This is a genomic window from Acinetobacter pittii, from assembly GCF_022449185.1.
Lineage (GTDB): Bacteria > Pseudomonadota > Gammaproteobacteria > Pseudomonadales > Moraxellaceae > Acinetobacter > Acinetobacter pittii_I.
Map to the genome: position 1 here is coordinate 408,481 of NZ_JAKUKO010000001.1, position 17,072 is coordinate 425,552.

Below are 17,072 nucleotides of genomic sequence, written 5' to 3' on the forward strand. Positions count from 1 at the left end.
AGGAAAATTGGGTAGAGAAATGTAAAATTTTATGCAATTTCTAATCTTTTAGTTTAGCAAAGAATTATTGAGTTTCAATTAAATAGTGAAATTCTCTTTCCGATATGTGTGTAGTTTGACATGTAAAATGATGTAAACCACAGTAACGAGTTACATCAATTTCACTATGAGGATCTGAAGATTTTAATAAAAATTGTTGTTTGCCTGACGCTTTTTTAAGTTCACGTTTTAGCATTAACAATGGCATTGGGCAGGGTTGTCCAAGGGCATTAATTTCAATGGGTGCTGTATTAGAAGAAGTATTGCTCATTCATCATCAAAACAACTGAAAAAAATATTCTAACAAATTTTTAATAAATACAGCATATTTTATGAAAGAAGATGCAGGGAATTTCTATAAAAAATATTGTAATAAGCTGTTTAAAAAAAGAACTAAAAATAGGGGAAATATTTGAAAAAAATTCTATTAATTGTCATAAACCCGTGTTAAGCTCGAACCGTTTTAGGATTTACCACACAATCAAATTGATTTAATAACCCTATAACAAATGGATGTAACCGGAAATTGTTGATAGTTTTACAGAATGATTACAAGCTTTAAGATTATAAATATTTTAAAACCTTGTTTGCTCTGCTGTTTGCAACACCGGAAGGTCCTTTTTTCAACATCTGAGGATTGACTTATGACAGCTCGTGAACAAGGCGTAGTAAAGTGGTTTAATGACACTAAAGGCTTTGGTTTTATTCAACGTAACGGCGGCGACGATGTATTCGTTCACTTCCGTGCAATCGTAGGTGACGGTCACCGTTCTCTACGTGATGGTCAACGCGTAGAGTTTAGCGTTGTACAAGGTCAAAAAGGTTTTCAAGCTGAAAACGTTCAGCCTTTAGACTAAGACTAATTCATCTTTTTGATGAATGATGGACGCTCCAATTTTTGAATTGGGGCGTTTTTGTTTATAATGATCTTCTCATTCGAGAGATTGTTTGTTAGAGCGCGTATTTATGACATCTGGTTTTGAAACCTTGAATTTACATCCGCAACTTAAAAAGGCGATTGATGCTTTAGGGTTTACTCAAATGACCCCAATTCAGCAAAAGGTTTTAAAATATACATTAGCCGGGCATGATGCAATTGGGCGAGCACAAACAGGAACAGGTAAGACAGCTGCCTTTCTGATTAGTGTAATTAATGATTTACTCAATAATCCGATTCAAGAGCAACGCTTCCGTGGCGAGCCTCGTGCTTTAATCTTGGCGCCTACTCGTGAGTTGGCATTGCAAATTGAAAGTGATGCGAAATTTCTCACAAAATTCTCTAATTTACATTTAGTGACCCTATTGGGTGGTGTTGATTTCGATAAGCAGAAGAAGCAACTTGATGCTAATTTTGTCGATATCATGGTAGCTACACCTGGGCGTTTAATCGATTTTGTAGAACAAAAAGAAGTCTGGCTCGATCAAATTGAATTTTTAGTCATTGATGAAGCTGACCGTTTATTAGATATGGGCTTTATTCCTTCGGTAAAACGTATTGTTCGTTATTCACCACGCAAGGAACAACGTCAAACACTCATGTTCTCAGCGACGTTTAGTTATGACGTCTTGAATTTGGCGAGACAATGGTTATTTGAACCTGTAACTGTTGAAATTGAGCCTGAACAAAAGACCAATAACGATGTAGAGCAACGTGTTTATGTTGTAGCTAAACAAGATAAATATCGTTTGCTGCAAGATATCTTGCGTGAAGAGCCAATCGATAAGGTCATGATTTTTGCTAATCGACGTGACCAAGTCCGCCGTCTTTATGATCATTTAAAGAAAGATGGATATAGAGTTGGTATGCTTTCAGGTGAGATTGCTCAAGATAAACGTTTAAAAATGTTAGAGCAATTTAAGCAAGGTAAACATAATATTATGATTGCGACAGATGTTGCTGGTCGTGGTATTCATGTGGATGGCGTGTCGCATGTCATCAACTTTACATTGCCTGAACAATCTGATGATTATGTACACCGTATTGGTCGTACAGGTCGTGCTGGCTCACAAGGGGTAAGTATTAGTTTCTTATCTGAAGATGATGCCTTTTATTTACCCGAAATTGAAAAAGCAATTGGTAAAAAATTACCACTGACCAGATTAGATGGTTATTGCTAATAAAAAAATCCCAATCATTTGATTGGGATTTTTTTTGATTAATTAATTTTACAATAGAAAGTAAGCGTTGTTTGGTAGTCATCATCTTTTGCTAAAGATGCATTTTTACCAGTTAATGTACCAATAACACCTGCCGCAGCTTCAACCATTTGACCGGTTTTTTCACTTACAACATCTTTTAATACACCGTTATATGTTGTTTTTTCATCTACAACGACTGGTGTGGTGTTTTTTGAGCAAGTTTTTTGAGCTGCAGTAATTGCATTATTTTTCGCAATTAAATTGGTTTTACCAATACCTGTAACTTCAAACTGATTATTTTCTTTTTGAACTGCTAAAGTATTTTTAGGAGTAGTTGCGCAAGCACCAAGTAATAAAACAACACCGCTCATTGCGCTCGCTAAAATTATTTTTTTCATAATGCACCTAAAGTTAATCGCTAAAAGATATTGCTATTTGAACATAAGTTTTCTATTTGATTTTGAAGACGTTGTATGAGTTTTGATGTTTTGTATTAAAAAATGTCAAAGTGAGAGTTCGCTAATTTTATAAGCTAGATTCAATGGTGGATTAACGGTAGATTATGCTAATCTATTTTGAATTTTTGAGTTAGATCAATATTAATGACGGAATCAGCAATACAAATAATTCACCAAAATATTCATCAGCGTCAGTCTATTGGCCAATTAATTGAACCCGCTCCAAACTCAGATCAATTAGAGTTGGCTTTTCAGGCTGCTTTAACAGCTCCAGATCATCATAGACTTAAGCCAACACGTTTTGTAATTGTTTCTGGCGAACAACGTGGAGCTTTTGGTGAGGTTCTAGCAAAAGCTTTGGCAGATTTAGGTGAAACTGATCCTGCTCAACTTGAACGCGTTAAGCAACATCCTTTTCGCGCACCATTACTCATTTTAGCGCTTACACAACTACAAGATCATCCGAAAGTACCGCATTTCGAACAAATCTTAAGTACGGGTGCTGCAGTACAAAATCTTTTATTATCTCTGCAAGCTCAAGGTTTTTCGACCATGTGGCGTAGTGGTGCAGTTGTCGAATCAAATTGGTTAAAACAGCATTTAGGTCTGCAATCTCGTGATTTAATTTCAGGTATTATTTACGTCGGCACAGCAGCTAAAGTAATTGCACCGCGTGCAGATATTGAAAGTAAAGAATTCGTAAAAGTTTGGCAGGCTTAAACGTCTGTAAAAGTAAGAAATAGGATAATAAAAGATGGCTGAATTTAAGTTTACAGATTTGGTGGAACCTGTTGCGGTTGATAAAAAAACTGCTTTACGTATTACCGTTCTAGGGGGAGGAAGCTTTGGAACGGCTATGGCAAATTTAGCTGCACGTAATGGTTGCGATACCATGATCTGGATTCGTGACGCCGAAACAGCTGAGGAAATTAATAAAACCCACATTAATAAACGTTATTTGCCAGATTTTATTTTAGAGTCATCATTACGTGCTGTGTCTGATCTTGAGCAAGCTGTATGTGACCGAGATATTATTTTAGTCGCAATTCCAAGTCATTCATTCCGTGATGTTTTAAAACAAATCGCTCCTTATATTACTGCACAAGCGGTTGTGTCTTTAACCAAAGGTGTTGAAGCTAAAACTTTCAGCTTCATGAGCGATATCATTCGTGAAGAATTACCTGAAGTTCCTTATGGTGTGCTATCAGGTCCAAACCTTGCAAAAGAAATTATGGCGGGCATGCCGTCCGGCACCGTTATTGCCAGTGACTCCGAATTAGTTCGTTATGCTGTGCAACATGCCTTACATAGTGCTTTATTCCGTGTTTTTGGTAGCGATGATGTGCACGGTGTAGAGTTAGGTGGTGCGCTTAAAAATATTTATGCGGTTGCAATGGGAATTGGTGCTGCTTACAAAATTGGTGAAAATACCAAGAGTATGATTTTAACGCGTGCTTTGGCCGAGATGAGCCGTTTTGCAGTAAAACAAGGTGCAAATCCGCTTACATTCTTGGGATTGTCAGGTGTTGGTGATTTATTCGCGACTTGTAATAGCCCTTTAAGCCGTAATTATCAGATTGGTTATGCTTTAGGTTCGGGTAAAACGCTGGATCAGGCGAGTAAAGAGTTGGGGCAGACAGCAGAAGGCATCAATACAATTGTTCAGGTGCGTGGTAAAGCAGAAGAACTAGATGTTTATATGCCTATCACTAACGCTTTATATGAAGTTATTTTTGAAGGGGCGCCTCCTTTAAATATTGCATTATCTCTTATGAAAAACGGACACCGTAGTGATGTTGAATTTGTTTTACCTCATCACGAAGTCTGAAGAAGAAATGTCATAAATTGTGGTTATAATGCAGGAATTATTAACAAGGAAAATTTATGCAACTGACATTGGTTCGCCATGGGGAAGCCGCTCCACCTGTAAATGGTAACGACACTAAACGCCCTCTTACTGCTCGTGGACATGCTCAAGCAGAACAGACAGCAACATTTTTAAAAGATATTGTTAAGCCTGATATTTTTGTAGTTAGTCCTTTGTTACGTGCTCAAGAGACATTGGCACATATTCAAGCGTATTTTAAAGATGTGCCTGTGTTGTTATGCGATAAAATTAAACCAGATGATAACGCCAAAGAGGCAGTCGAGTGGTTATCTCAGATTCCTTATGAGTCAATTGTGGTCGTGTGTCATATGAATGTAGTAGGGCATATTGCTGAACTGCTGACCCATGAAAACTTTAATCCATTTGCACTGGCTGAAGCTCGAATTTATGATCAGGCTGTGATTGCAACTGGTTTATCAACACAAAAAAATAGTTTTATACCCACAATATAAATAAAAAGGTTATTTAGCCCATTATGCTGTATTTATGGATGCCTGAAACCAATGGAATATGGCATTGGTCTAACGGAGAAAACTGGTTGCAGGCTGAAAGCCTCGATCAATTAATACAAGACCTACAATTGCACCAAGGAAAAGAGGCTGTCGTCTTTTTTCCTAGTCGTCATGCTCAGGTATTCCAGCAACAAATAGCAAAGTCTCATTACAAGCAACTCGGAGCAGATGGTGTTAAATATTTGCTTGAAGAGTTTGTAACTTTGCCTATTGATCACATGAAAGTAGTTCATCATTTTCATGCTGATCAATTAACAATATTGGGCGTTGCAAAAACTACTGTGGAAACATGGCAACATGCGATGAATTTGTTGCCAATCAAGCTGGTTGCTTTGTTGCCAGACTTTTTGATTTTGCCAGAACCACAAGAACAGCAAGTTATCCTGTGTAATATTGACCAAAAATTACTGGCGCGTGAAAGTAAATGGGTCGGTAATTCACTAGATGATTTGGGATTGTTTTTGGAATTCCAGCCAGTTGAAACAAACTATCAATATAGTGGATTAACGACAGAACAATTAGAAAGCTTAGAAGCAGCTTCTAGTGTTGAGCAACGTTCAGAGTTTTTTTATCAATTTCAGGGTTTAGATAAACCTAAACAGCATCCTTTTAATGTTTTACCGAAAGCCAAAGGACAAGAGCAAACTGTCTCAGGTTACTGGAAAGCATGTGCTGTTATTCTTTTAGCAATCATTGTGGTTCAGTTTAGCTATGATTTATTGCGTTGGGTAAAATTAAGAAATGTAGCGAATCAAACAGCTGAACAGACGATTGAACAATATAAATATTGGTTTGGTCCTTCTAGTCGCGTAAATGAACAAAATATAAAAAGCCAATTTGAAAGTCATTTAAGAATGAGTAAACAAGGCGATACACAAGCACTTTCTTTATTGAGCCGTGTTGGACCTATTTTGATGCAAAGACAAATTTTAGCTCAGCAATTAAATTATGATGCTTCTACACTAACCATGGCCTTGAAAGCAAAATCGGGAGATGATTTGCAAGCTTTAACACAGCAGCTTAATCAGCAAGGATTTAAGGCGGAGTTAGGTAATGTTCAAGCCGATGGTGGTGGGGCAATTGGGGTGGTGAAAATACAATAATGAAAATGTTAGCTCAATTGCAGAACCGCTTTGATCAGTGGATCGAACAAGTTAATCAATATTTAGATCGTTTAACTGTGCGTGAACGTATTATGGTGGTCTTTACTACAATTTTTGTTGTAGTGGCTATTATTGGGGCTTCACTTTGGAAAATGCATTCCTTAGCAGAACAACAGCAACAGCGCTTAAATGATTTAAAAGATTTGATGGTGTGGATGCAAAGTAATGCAGTTACTATGAAACCTGCGAGTGAGCTTGAGCTAGGGCAAGCAGAAAAAATACAACGTGTAGCTCAACAACAAGGTTTAACTGTTACTTCTCAACAAAATGGCGAGCAGTTACAAATTATTGTTACTCATCAGAATTATGCAATTTTAGCGAACTTTTTAACCCAACTGGCACAAATGGGCTTAAATATTGAAAAAATGGAAATGGTTTCAAGTGAAGGACAGATTAAATTAACAGCGACGGTTCAATAACATATTAAAATATGCTGGTCTTAAGCATGGTGTTTTGTGCTCCCTGTGCCTATAATATGCCTACCTAAAATCAGTAGATTGTGATTGGTATGTTATATTCACTTGCTCGCCCAATGTTGTTTAGTTTAGCACCAGAGCGTGCCCATGAATTAACATTATCTATGCTTGATAAAGCACATAAGTTCGGCCTACTACGTCAGAGCGTAGAAGCGAAACCAACAACTTGTATGGGAATTGAATTTCCAAATCCGGTAGGGTTGGCGGCTGGTCTTGATAAAAATGGTGCACACATTGATGCTTTAGCTGGGTTAGGGTTCGGTTTTATTGAAATTGGAACAATTACACCGCGTCCTCAATCGGGTAATCCGCAGCCACGCTTATTCCGAATTCCAGAAGCTCAAGCCATTATTAACCGTATGGGGTTTAATAATGATGGTGTTGATAAGCTGATTGAAAATGTCAAAGCTTCAAAGTTTAAAGGAATTTTAGGCATCAATATTGGTAAGAATGCTGATACGCCTGTAGAAAAAGCTGTTGATGACTACTTGATTTGCCTTGAGAAAGTGTATAACTACGCTTCTTATATTACCGTTAATATTTCATCTCCAAATACTAAGAACTTAAGAAGTTTACAAAGTGGCGATGCATTAACTGAATTGTTGCAAACCTTAAAAGAAAGACAACTTGAGCTAGCTGAACAAAATAACCACTATGTTCCTTTGGTTTTAAAAGTTGCACCTGATTTAACAGCTGAAGATGTTGAGTTTATTGCAGCTCAATTAGTGCAGTTTAAAATTGATGGCTTGATCGTTACTAATACGACCTTATCAAGAGAAGGTGTAGAAAATCTACCTAATGGTAATGAGTCGGGTGGTTTATCTGGTGCACCTGTTTTTGAAAAAAGTACAGAATGCTTACGTTTGTTTGCTCAAACATTGAAAGGACAAATCCCATTAATTGGTGTGGGCGGAATTTTGTCGGGTGAACAAGCAGCAGTCAAACAGCAAGCTGGAGCAACATTAGTTCAAATCTATAGCGGGCTGATTTATACCGGTCCTGTTCTAGTGAAACAATGTGTTGCAGCCATGACTTAAGTGAATATGAACACAATTGATATCATTATTCTGATACTTTTGCTCATTGGGGGGCTAAACGGTTTGCGACAAGGATTTATTAAAGCCTTTGCGAACTTGGTAGGATGGGTCATTGCATTAATTATGGGTGCAAAATATGCTGTCCTTCTTGCGCCGTCTATGTCGGGTTTAAGTCATGATCCAGTTGTTCAAAAAATTGCAGCTTTTGCATTTATAGCACTTTTGATCATTGTTTTAACATGGATCGTCTCTGCATTTTTAAATGGCCTCTTGAAAAGTCTGAAATTGGGGCCATTAAATCGTTTAGCAGGTGGTGCTTTTGGTTCTTTAAAGGGTTTGCTGGTAGTGCTGATTACAATGCAGGGCGTAGGGCCTTGGGTTGAAAGCTCACCACACTGGAAGCAGTCCAAATTTATACAGTTTTTATTGCCTTATGCACCTCTAGCTACAGAGTTGTCTAAAGATGCAGCAAGTGAGGCATTTCATCAAATAACATCTGGAGGTAGTGCATCAGGCACTCCTTCAAAACCAATGGACGAATCGGAAGATTTAGAAAACCGATCCGACCATTCGACAAAGAATCCTTTTTATTAATTCCTAGCTTGTCTGCGAGGTTGCTATGTGTGGAGTTGTTGGTATAGCCGGTAAATCGCCAGTGAACCAAATGTTGTTTGATGCTTTAACGATGTTGCAACATCGTGGGCAAGATGCAGCTGGAATAGTAACCTGCCATGAAGGCCGTCTTTTCCTTCGTAAGGATAACGGTATGGTGCGTGATGTCTTTCATACTCGTCATATGAGAGCATTACTTGGTAATTATGGTATTGGCCATGTACGTTACCCAACTGCTGGTTCTGCGAGCAGTGCTGAAGCACAACCATTTTATGTAAACTCACCTTACGGTATTACGCTTGCACATAATGGTAACTTGACCAATGCAGAAGAAATTCATGATGACCTGTTTAAAACAGATTTACGTCATATGAATACTGATTCTGACTCAGAAGTTCTTTTAAACGTATTCGCGCATGAATTACAGAAAAAAGGCACTTTAAATCCTACCCCTGATGATATTTTTCGCACGGTTTCTCGTGTGCATGAGCGTTGCCAAGGTGCGTATGGTGTAGTAGCAATGATTACTGGTCATGGTTTGGTTGGCTTCCGTGATCCGAATGGTATTCGCCCACTTATTTACGGTTCGCGTGTAACTGAACAAGGTGAGATGGAATACATTATTGCTTCTGAATCGGTTGCTATTACTGCTCTTGGTTTCAAAATTGAGCGTGATATTGAACCGGGTGAAGCAATTTTCATTAATGCAAATGGCGAGTTGTTCTCTAAACAATGTGCTGCTAATCCGAAATACCGTCCATGTATTTTTGAATATGTTTATTTTGCTCGTCCTGATGCGATTATTGACGGAATTTCGGTTTATAAAGCACGTTTAAAAATGGGTGAAAAGCTTGCTCATAAAATTTTACGTGACTGGGGCGAGGACCACGATATTGATGTGGTGATTCCAATTCCAGATACGAGCCGTACTTCAGCTTTAGAACTTGCAAATATTCTAGGTGTGAAGTTCCGTGAAGGTTTTATGAAAAACCGTTATATCGGTCGTACCTTTATTATGCCGGGTCAACAGCAACGTAAAAAATCTGTACGTCAGAAATTAAACCCTGTTGAGTTAGAATTCAAAGGTAAGAACGTTCTATTGGTGGATGACTCTATTGTACGTGGTACAACGTGTAATGAGATTATTCAGATGGCACGTGATTCTGGTGCAAAAAAAGTATACTTTGCGTCAGCAGCGCCAAAAGTAATGTATCCAAACGTTTACGGTATTGATATGCCTGCTAAAGCTGAGCTTATTGCTTCAGAACGCAGCGTTGAAGAGATCCAAGAAATTATTGGTGCTGATCGTTTGGTTTTCCAAGATTTGGAAGACTTGAAAAATGCTGTACGTACCAGCAAAGTGCCTGACTTAACTGAGTTCGATTGCTCAGTATTTGATGGAATCTATGTAACAGGTGATATTGATGTTAACTATCTAAATAATTTGGAGCAGAAACGTAATGATTCTGCTAAGAAGAAAAAAGATGGTTATATTGACGTTAATGTCGATGCTGCTTCTGTAGATTTAACAGGCATCAAAGAAGAATAGAAATAGCCGAAAAAAGCGGGTATTTCCCGCTTTTTTCTTTTATGATGAAACCTAACAATGTAATTGGGAATATTTACATTGAAAGAAGTAAGCCACTATCTCATCGAAAATAAAAATATGGCATGGTCCATCACTATGTGTTTGGTTGCTGTGCTGCTTACTATTTTTATCTTAAATTTAATTTTAGGTTTACTCGTTCATTTTTTTGATTATAGCCAGCCAATTTGGTGGCATACCTTAAGTCCTTACTTCGTTGCACTATTACTTTTTATTATGGTTTGGTCGGTAGTTACCGAACTTTATATCCTGCGTAAAGGTGGGCACTCTTTAGCAAAACAACTTAAAGCACGTCGTTTGGTGAAAGAGGAGAGTACTCCCGAAGAACTCGCGGCATTAAAAATTACAGAACACTTAGCCCAAAATTTTTCACTTAAAGTTCCAACAGTATATGTATTACCTGATGAAGTTGGTGTAAATGCACTTACGGCAGGTTTTCATCCCAAAGATATTGTAATTATTCTGACATGGGGTGCTTTACAGAATCTGGATAAGCTTGAGTTATATGGTTTATTGGGCCATGAGTTTAATCAGATTTTATCAGGTGAGGCTGTTGAGAATACTAAATTAAAGATTTTATATAGCGGCTTAACAACTTTTAGTCAGTGGGGCAGTAAATTAGCCAAGCAGGGTTTTAAGCGCTATAGCCCTGGCTATAAACATAAATTTGAAACAGTTTTTGTTGCAGTGGGTGGAGTCATTTGGTTGGCTGGAAGTCTAGGTGTACTGATTACTCGTTTTATTAAATATTTGACTTTGAGTGGGCGTACCTTTCGTAATGACCAAAAAACAGTACGACTATTAAAAAATAATGCTAATACACAAACCTTGTTGCGTATTTATGTTCACCACTCTGGTTCGCAAATTCATAGTGCTTATTCCGAATCAATCGCACATATGTGTTTTGCTAACTCACTAAGCCCGCAGAGCTGGATGAATATTCACCCGAGTATTCGTGAACGTATTTATGAGCTAAATCCCACTTTGCTACAAGATTTACAATTAGAAAATTTAAAGAAGCTTCGAAACCGTCCGTTGTTTAGCTTATTTCATTTCTTGGAAGAATCTGAGAAAGAAATTTATATTCCGTGGTCATCTCCACAGCCTCTACCTTTATTAAGGTTGTCACCAATTAGTTTTGCATTAAATGATGCCATTAAGCCCCTGAGTAGTGATGTACGCCGGAATAAAAAGCGTCCTGAATTAATTCAGCGAGCATTACAAACTGCGACTGGTTCACGTGAAGTGATGGTTGCTATTTTGATGATTCGTCAATATCGGGAATTCATTCCAAAAGATGCACCTGTGAGTCATGCCATTATCGATGCATTATTGAATTTGGATGGGCGTATCCATATTCAGATATTTCATGATGCTTGTAAAAATATTGGGCATATACCCGCAAGTATTGCGCGGCAATTTCTTACTAAGTTGGCCCTCATTATCCAAGAAGATGGTGAGATTGGGTTATTAGATGCACTTTTACTGGAGCGTGTTAAACATGAGTTGAACTTGATGCCGTTGCATCTACCGACTGCATTTGAAGAAGTGAAGCCTCAAATTGTTCGTTTGATTGATGCTTTACTTCATGTTCAGCAAATTAATAGCCCAAATCAATTAGAAGTACGTGAGCGTATTTTACGTTCGCTGCTCAATCCCGATGAAATGTATATCTATGATGAAATTTCAGATGAGCCATTAGATCTAGCTGAAATTTTAAATGATATTGCTGGTTTATTATTACGTGACCGTCTAAGTATTCTAGCTATTGCAGAGATGTGTTTGTGGAGCGACCGTATTATCACGCAAGATGAGCTGGATGTGCTTGAATTGCTTTATTGGCGTTTTGGCTTTGAGACAGAAGAAATTGTGGATCAAATGCAAAAGAGAAATAGTGTGATGATTATTTAAAAGACATCTACGATTATAAAAACATCTGAATGAAATAAAACACTGAAAAAAAAACTGAAGCCCGTTAGAATGTAGATAGAGTAGAGGTATTGATTTACAGATGATTGGGCAGCAAAGAAATATATTGGCAACTTTAGGAATTGATGTATGGATTCCTAAGACACAGGTGTGCCAAAAAAATAATGCTCAAAGTCTCTGGCGAGATCAAGCTGCTCCAGAAGGTGAGCCAATTATATTACCTTCTAAGAACAATCCAGTTCTTGAGCAGCCGACAAAACCGCAAGTTAATGAAGTTCCAAAAGTTGAATCTGAAATTGCGGTACCACTTCCAGTAGCAGTTCCGCCTGTTGTGTCGCCTCGTACTGAAGTACAAGCTCCAGTGGTTACGATTGCTTCATTTGAGTTGCAGGCTTTTGCACTTGAAAAATGCGTTATTTTTTTAGATGTTACCAATTTAAGTGAAGAAGAAAAGCAGCTTTGGAATAACATTCAAAAAGCAAAAATAGGGCAATATGCTGAACTAAAATGGCCGTTCCCTTTAGCTAACTATCAAGACCAACGTGGTGCAGGTTCATATATTCAAGGCTTTTTAGATGCTGTCGCAGCAGACAAGAAAATCTTGTGTCTTGGGGAATGTTCTTATATTCAACATGCCAATATTATTCATTTGGCGAGTTTAAAAGAAATGTTGGAGAAACCACTCCTTAAAAAAAGGTTATGGCAATTAATGCAAGATAACAACGAGTAGTAGGGATTTACATGAAAAAAGTTGTAGTTTTTAGCCAAATTGATGAAGAAATTTTGTCTCGATTACAACAGGATTATCATGTTGTAGTTCTTAATCCAAAACTGGGTGATATTAATGAGCAAATACGCCAACAAGTTGTAGATGCTGATGGAATGATTGGTGCTGGTCGACTTCTTAATGAAAGTAATCTTGCGCCTGCTCAAAAACTCAAAATTATTTCATCTGTAACAGTTGGTTATGATAATTATGATGTGGCTTATCTAAACCAAAGAAAAATCTGGTTATCAAATACACCTCATGTTTTAACTGAAACAACGGCTGATCTTGCTTTTACATTATTACTAAGCGCTGCTAGAAAAGTTCCTTTTCTTGATCATTGGACGAAACAAGGTGAATGGAAAAGAACTGTTGGGCTTCAGCAGTTTGGTTTAGATGTTTTTGGAAAGACGCTAGGAATTATTGGACTTGGTAATATTGGTGCTGCAATTGCACGACGTGGTTTTTATGGATTTAACATGAATATTGTTTACCATAACCGCCGTGAAAAGCCTGAATTGGCAGAGCCTTTAAAAGCACAATATCTTGGTTTAGATGAGTTATTGCAACAGTCTGATTTTGTAGTAACCGCAGTTGATTTAAATAATGAATCGAAAGCTTTGATGGGGAAAGCTCAATTTGAGCTTATGCAAAAGCACGCTATTTTTATAAATATTGCGCGTGGTTCAGTAGTTGATGAGCAAGCTTTGATTGAAGCCTTACAAAGCGGAGAAATCTTTGGAGCTGGTTTAGATGTATACGAAAAAGAACCATTACAAGATTCAGAGCTTTTTAAACTGCCAAATGTTGTTACTTTGCCTCATGTAGGATCTGCGACTGCAGAGACCCGTAAAAAAATGGCAAATCTTGCTTATAAAAATCTGGTTGAAGCTTTAGAGGATAAAACTCCTAGATATTTGGTAAACCCAAACTTTGCATAAATGATTAATAACACTTCATTGCAAAACTAAGCGATCTCGAGTGATATATTAAAAGTCTATTGATTGAACATAATTTTTTATGTTTTATATCAGTAGACTTTTTTTGATGGTTTAATTTTACTAGAGAAAAACTTTTGAGATTTTTGCCAATTATTTTAAGTACGGCTTTTATAACAAATGCTTCGTACGCACAGCCTTTCGATCCTCAGCCTTCTGCAAATCAAGTAGAAATTCCAAATATTGGAAGTGGGATTGGTTTGCTTGATCAACAAAAAGAAAAATTTATTGGCGAAAAAGTTTTTCGTGAAGTACACAAACAAATGCCTGTTATTCAGGATGTTTGGTTAGAAGATCAATTTTTTCAGGTATTTTCGAGTATTTTAAGTGAAACTCAGCTTGGGCAGCCGATTGGTCTAGTCGTGATTAAAGACCCACAAATTAATGCTTTTGCTGTTCCAGGTGGCTTATTTGCACTCAATACAGGGCTTATTGCCTCAGCACGAAATATTGATGAAATTGCTGGGGTTATGGCGCATGAAATTGCCCATGTATCGCAAAGACATTTTAGTCGCTCTGAAGAAGCCTTTAAAGGTCAAACCTTGTTAAGTTTAGCGGGGCTTTTAGCAGGGGTGGCTATAGCTGCGCAGGGTGGTGGTGATGCGGGTGCAGCAGTGATGCTTGGTACCCAAGCTGCGCTCATGGATAAGCAATTAACATATAGTCGAAATCAAGAGCGTGAAGCAGACCGTATTGGTATGCAATATATGTATGCAGCGGGTTATAACCCTCAAAGTATGGCTGATTACTTTGAAACAATGCATAGAGCTACAAGTCGAGTAAGTTTTTTACCGGATTTCTGGTTGACTCATCCATTGACGACTGAGCGTATGAGTGAAGCTAGGCTCCGTGCAAACCAGCTACCTAGAGTTAAAAATCGTATATATGATGCAGATTTTGAGATTTTAAAATGGTACACCATGGTAGTTGCCAATCAAGCAACTGAAAACCAACTACAAAGTTTAGCATCCCAAAAAAATATTGCTGGTTTGATTGCTTTAGCAGCATTTTACACAAGACAAGGTGATTATGTACAAGCGCAGTCTACTCTAGATCAAGCGAAATCTAGTGGAAAGCCTCTTGTCACATTATTGCAGACAGATATTTATCTTGGCCAAAACAAGTTAGATCAAGCTTATACAACAATTGCTTCTACACAAATGACGATGCCTGAAAATAAAGCTTTTAGTTATAAGTTGGCTGAGGTGCTGCTACGCCAAGGTAAGTTTGCGCAAGTTCAAACTTTGGTTCAAAGATTTATTAATAAGAATCCAAGAGATATACAAGGTTGGCAATTTTTACAGCAAGCTGCGAATTTGGATAAGAATGGACCTTTAAGAGCGGTTAATGTTCTACGCTATCGGGCTGAAGCAGAATATTGGTCAGGTAGTGAGGAAAATGCAATTAAATCAATGTTGCATGCTCAGCGATTGGCAAAAGATAATCAAGCAATGTCGGCAAGAATAGACAGTCGTTTGAAACAAATGCAAGATGAGCGACGAATGAAGATTTAAAAGTTATATCTTACTTAATTTGCAGATGTGCAAATATATACAAACTAAAGAAGCTTGATTGGAAGAAATATAAAATTTAAAAAGGGGAATTAAGCTAACTTAGCTTTAATTTTTGCTGAAACTTGAGCAGAATCGGCACGCCCGGCTATGATCGGACGTAGAGAATTCATCACCTTACCCATATCTTTCATGCTAGTTGCTTCTTGAGCAGCAATCGTTTGCTCAATGATAGAATCAAGCTCTTCCTCAGTCATAGCTTCTGGTAGAAACTGAGAGATAATCTCAGCTTCGGCTTGTTCTTTACTAGCTAAATCATTACGACCAGCACCTTCAAAGGCTTTGATCGATTCTTTACGTTGTTTAATTTGCTTTTCAATGACCGCAAGAACCTGAGCGTCGTCAAGCTCTTTGCGCTCATCGACTTCGATTTGCTTAATTGCCGCTTGTAGACTACGCAAAACCGTCACTGTTGCCATATCTTTGGCACGCATAGAAGTTTTTAATGCATCAGTAATTTGGTTTTTTAAAGTAGTCATAATTCAGCAGTCAATCACAAATTAATTAGTAAAGGCGAGTAGTACGTACAGATTCGCGAGCCAATTTCTTTTGGTAGCGTTTAACTGCTGCAGCTTTTTTGCGCTTACGTTCTTGAGTTGGTTTTTCGTAGAATTCGCGTTTACGAACGTCAGCTAAAACACCAGCTTTTTCGCATGAACGTTTGAAACGACGGATAGCTACGTCAACTGGTTCGCCTTCTTTCAACTTAACTTGTGGCATGTAAAATCCTCTAGATTATGGATAAGATCAGGCACACCATTGCGCCGGATCACAAGTGAAGGTCAGTATTTTACTCATTTACAACTCATATCACAAGTCTATAATAGCGATTGCAATATTTTGACTCATATAAAAGGCAGTTTTGATGATTGTTTTAGGCTTGGAAACTTCTTGTGATGAAACAGGGTTGGCACTTTATGATAGCGAACTCGGCTTACGGGGACAGGTTCTTTATAGCCAGATTAAACTTCATGCCGAATATGGTGGCGTAGTACCTGAACTTGCTTCTCGTGACCATGTTCGTAAATTAATTCCTTTAATGAATCAATTGCTTGAACAAAGTGGTGTAAAAAAACAAGAGATTGATGCGGTTGCTTATACGCGTGGTCCTGGCTTAATGGGAGCATTAATGACAGGCGCCTTATTTGGACGAACTTTAGCTTTTTCTTTAAATAAGCCTGCAATTGGTGTTCATCATATGGAAGGTCACATGCTGGCCCCATTACTTTCAAGTCAACCACCTGAATTTCCGTTTGTCGCATTGTTAGTTTCAGGTGGGCATACACAATTGATGGCAGCCCACGCTATTGGTCAATATGAGCTATTGGGTGAGTCTATTGATGATGCTGCGGGCGAAGCTTTTGATAAAGTTGCAAAAATGATGAGCTTGCCATATCCAGGTGGGCCAAATATCGCAAAACTTGCATTATCTGGTGATCCATTAGCTTTTGAGTTTCCAAGACCTATGCTTCATCAGGGCTTAGATTTTTCTTTTAGTGGTTTAAAAACAGCAGTTTCTGTTCAATTGAAAAAATTGAATGGTGAAAACCGTGACGCTGATATTGCTGCTTCATTCCAAGAAGCAATTGTAGATACTTTGGTAAAAAAATCAGTAAAAGCTTTAAAGCAAACTGGACTTAAACGTTTAGTGATTGCAGGTGGAGTTAGCGCAAATTTAAGACTACGCGAGCAATTAGAAACCTCTTTGGCGAAAATTAAAGCGCAAGTTTATTATGCCGAGCCTGCTTTATGTACTGATAATGGGGCAATGATTGCTTTTGCTGGTTATCAACGTTTAAAAGCAGGTCAGCATGATGGGTTGGCGGTAACGACCACACCAAGATGGCCAATGACTGAACTCACTATTCCTGAGTAAAA

General features: G+C 37.9%; 19 protein-coding genes. 15 read left to right on the forward strand and 4 right to left on the reverse strand.

Features of this window, described 5'->3' with window-relative positions:
• Nucleotides 1–64 precede the first annotated feature (64 nt).
• Nucleotides 65–310: a sulfurtransferase TusA family protein gene (locus MKX14_RS01860; protein WP_005068314.1), complete on the reverse strand. Its 246-nt coding sequence runs from the start codon at nt 308–310 to the stop codon at nt 65–67.
• A 373-nt stretch (nt 311–683) separates the two neighbouring features.
• On the opposite strand from MKX14_RS01860, the gene cspG reads away from it, so the two are divergent.
• Nucleotides 684–896: a cold-shock protein gene (gene cspG / locus MKX14_RS01870; protein WP_000126912.1), complete on the forward strand. Its 213-nt coding sequence runs from the start codon at nt 684–686 to the stop codon at nt 894–896.
• A gap of 109 nt (nt 897–1,005) precedes the next feature.
• Complete coding sequence (rhlB, locus tag MKX14_RS01875) at nt 1,006–2,157, forward strand: ATP-dependent RNA helicase RhlB (RefSeq protein WP_002115257.1); 1,152 nt, start codon at nt 1,006–1,008, stop codon at nt 2,155–2,157.
• A gap of 38 nt (nt 2,158–2,195) precedes the next feature.
• Here rhlB and MKX14_RS01880 read toward each other — a convergent pair whose 3' ends face one another.
• Complete coding sequence (locus MKX14_RS01880; protein WP_005073503.1) at nt 2,196–2,576, reverse strand: hypothetical protein; 381 nt, start codon at nt 2,574–2,576, stop codon at nt 2,196–2,198.
• Nucleotides 2,577–2,780: 204 nt separating this feature from the next.
• On the opposite strand from MKX14_RS01880, the gene MKX14_RS01885 reads away from it, so the two are divergent.
• The 12 genes from MKX14_RS01885 to MKX14_RS01940 all read left to right on the forward strand — a co-directional run bounded on the left by MKX14_RS01885 (nt 2,781) and on the right by MKX14_RS01940 (nt 15,137).
• Complete coding sequence (locus MKX14_RS01885; RefSeq protein ID WP_240281612.1) at nt 2,781–3,356, forward strand: nitroreductase family protein; 576 nt, start codon at nt 2,781–2,783, stop codon at nt 3,354–3,356.
• A gap of 34 nt (nt 3,357–3,390) precedes the next feature.
• Nucleotides 3,391–4,464, forward strand: a complete 1,074-nt coding sequence (gene gpsA, locus MKX14_RS01890) for an NAD(P)H-dependent glycerol-3-phosphate dehydrogenase (RefSeq protein ID WP_002115297.1) — start codon at nt 3,391–3,393, stop codon at nt 4,462–4,464.
• A gap of 56 nt (nt 4,465–4,520) precedes the next feature.
• Nucleotides 4,521–4,976 (forward strand): SixA phosphatase family protein, encoded by a 456-nt coding sequence (locus MKX14_RS01895; RefSeq protein ID WP_005068324.1) that lies wholly within the window; start codon nt 4,521–4,523, stop codon nt 4,974–4,976.
• Nucleotides 4,977–4,999: 23 nt separating this feature from the next.
• The gene (gene gspL / locus MKX14_RS01900; protein WP_240281613.1) at nt 5,000–6,139 is read left to right on the forward strand and encodes a type II secretion system protein GspL; all 1,140 of its coding nucleotides are present in this window, start codon (nt 5,000–5,002) and stop codon (nt 6,137–6,139) included.
• Entirely contained in the window at nt 6,139–6,618 is a 480-nt protein-coding gene (gene gspM / locus MKX14_RS01905) for a type II secretion system protein GspM (RefSeq protein ID WP_240281614.1), read from the forward strand. The genes gspL and gspM overlap by 1 nt, the downstream gene beginning before the upstream one ends.
• 89 nt (nt 6,619–6,707) lie before the next feature.
• Nucleotides 6,708–7,712: a quinone-dependent dihydroorotate dehydrogenase gene (gene pyrD, locus MKX14_RS01910; RefSeq protein WP_086265864.1), complete on the forward strand. Its 1,005-nt coding sequence runs from the start codon at nt 6,708–6,710 to the stop codon at nt 7,710–7,712.
• A gap of 6 nt (nt 7,713–7,718) precedes the next feature.
• Entirely contained in the window at nt 7,719–8,306 is a 588-nt protein-coding gene (locus tag MKX14_RS01915; protein WP_002115251.1) for a CvpA family protein, read from the forward strand.
• A 25-nt stretch (nt 8,307–8,331) separates the two neighbouring features.
• On the forward strand, nt 8,332–9,873 hold the full coding sequence (gene purF / locus MKX14_RS01920) for an amidophosphoribosyltransferase (protein WP_240281615.1): 1,542 nt from the start codon (nt 8,332–8,334) through the stop codon (nt 9,871–9,873).
• Nucleotides 9,874–9,951: 78 nt separating this feature from the next.
• Nucleotides 9,952–11,841 (forward strand): M48 family metalloprotease, encoded by a 1,890-nt coding sequence (locus MKX14_RS01925; protein ID WP_005068334.1) that lies wholly within the window; start codon nt 9,952–9,954, stop codon nt 11,839–11,841.
• 100 nt (nt 11,842–11,941) lie between these two features.
• A complete protein-coding gene (locus tag MKX14_RS01930; RefSeq protein WP_032004646.1) occupies nt 11,942–12,589 on the forward strand; it encodes a hypothetical protein in 648 nt (215 codons plus the stop codon).
• Nucleotides 12,590–12,600: 11 nt separating this feature from the next.
• Entirely contained in the window at nt 12,601–13,566 is a 966-nt protein-coding gene (gene tkrA, locus MKX14_RS01935) for a 2-hydroxyacid dehydrogenase (RefSeq protein ID WP_075383631.1), read from the forward strand.
• A gap of 143 nt (nt 13,567–13,709) precedes the next feature.
• A complete protein-coding gene (locus MKX14_RS01940) occupies nt 13,710–15,137 on the forward strand; it encodes a M48 family metalloprotease (RefSeq protein WP_240281616.1) in 1,428 nt (475 codons plus the stop codon).
• An 89-nt stretch (nt 15,138–15,226) separates the two neighbouring features.
• Here the strand turns inward: MKX14_RS01940 and MKX14_RS01945 are convergent, their stop codons facing one another.
• Together MKX14_RS01945 and rpsU are read right to left on the reverse strand one after the other, a co-directional pair.
• Entirely contained in the window at nt 15,227–15,673 is a 447-nt protein-coding gene (locus tag MKX14_RS01945; protein ID WP_240281617.1) for a GatB/YqeY domain-containing protein, read from the reverse strand.
• 25 nt (nt 15,674–15,698) lie between these two features.
• Nucleotides 15,699–15,914 (reverse strand): 30S ribosomal protein S21, encoded by a 216-nt coding sequence (gene rpsU, locus MKX14_RS01950; protein WP_001136722.1) that lies wholly within the window; start codon nt 15,912–15,914, stop codon nt 15,699–15,701.
• Between the two features lie 145 nt (nt 15,915–16,059).
• On the opposite strand from rpsU, the gene tsaD reads away from it, so the two are divergent.
• Nucleotides 16,060–17,070: a tRNA (adenosine(37)-N6)-threonylcarbamoyltransferase complex transferase subunit TsaD gene (gene tsaD, locus MKX14_RS01955; RefSeq protein WP_002115326.1), complete on the forward strand. Its 1,011-nt coding sequence runs from the start codon at nt 16,060–16,062 to the stop codon at nt 17,068–17,070.
• Nucleotides 17,071–17,072 lie beyond the last annotated feature (2 nt).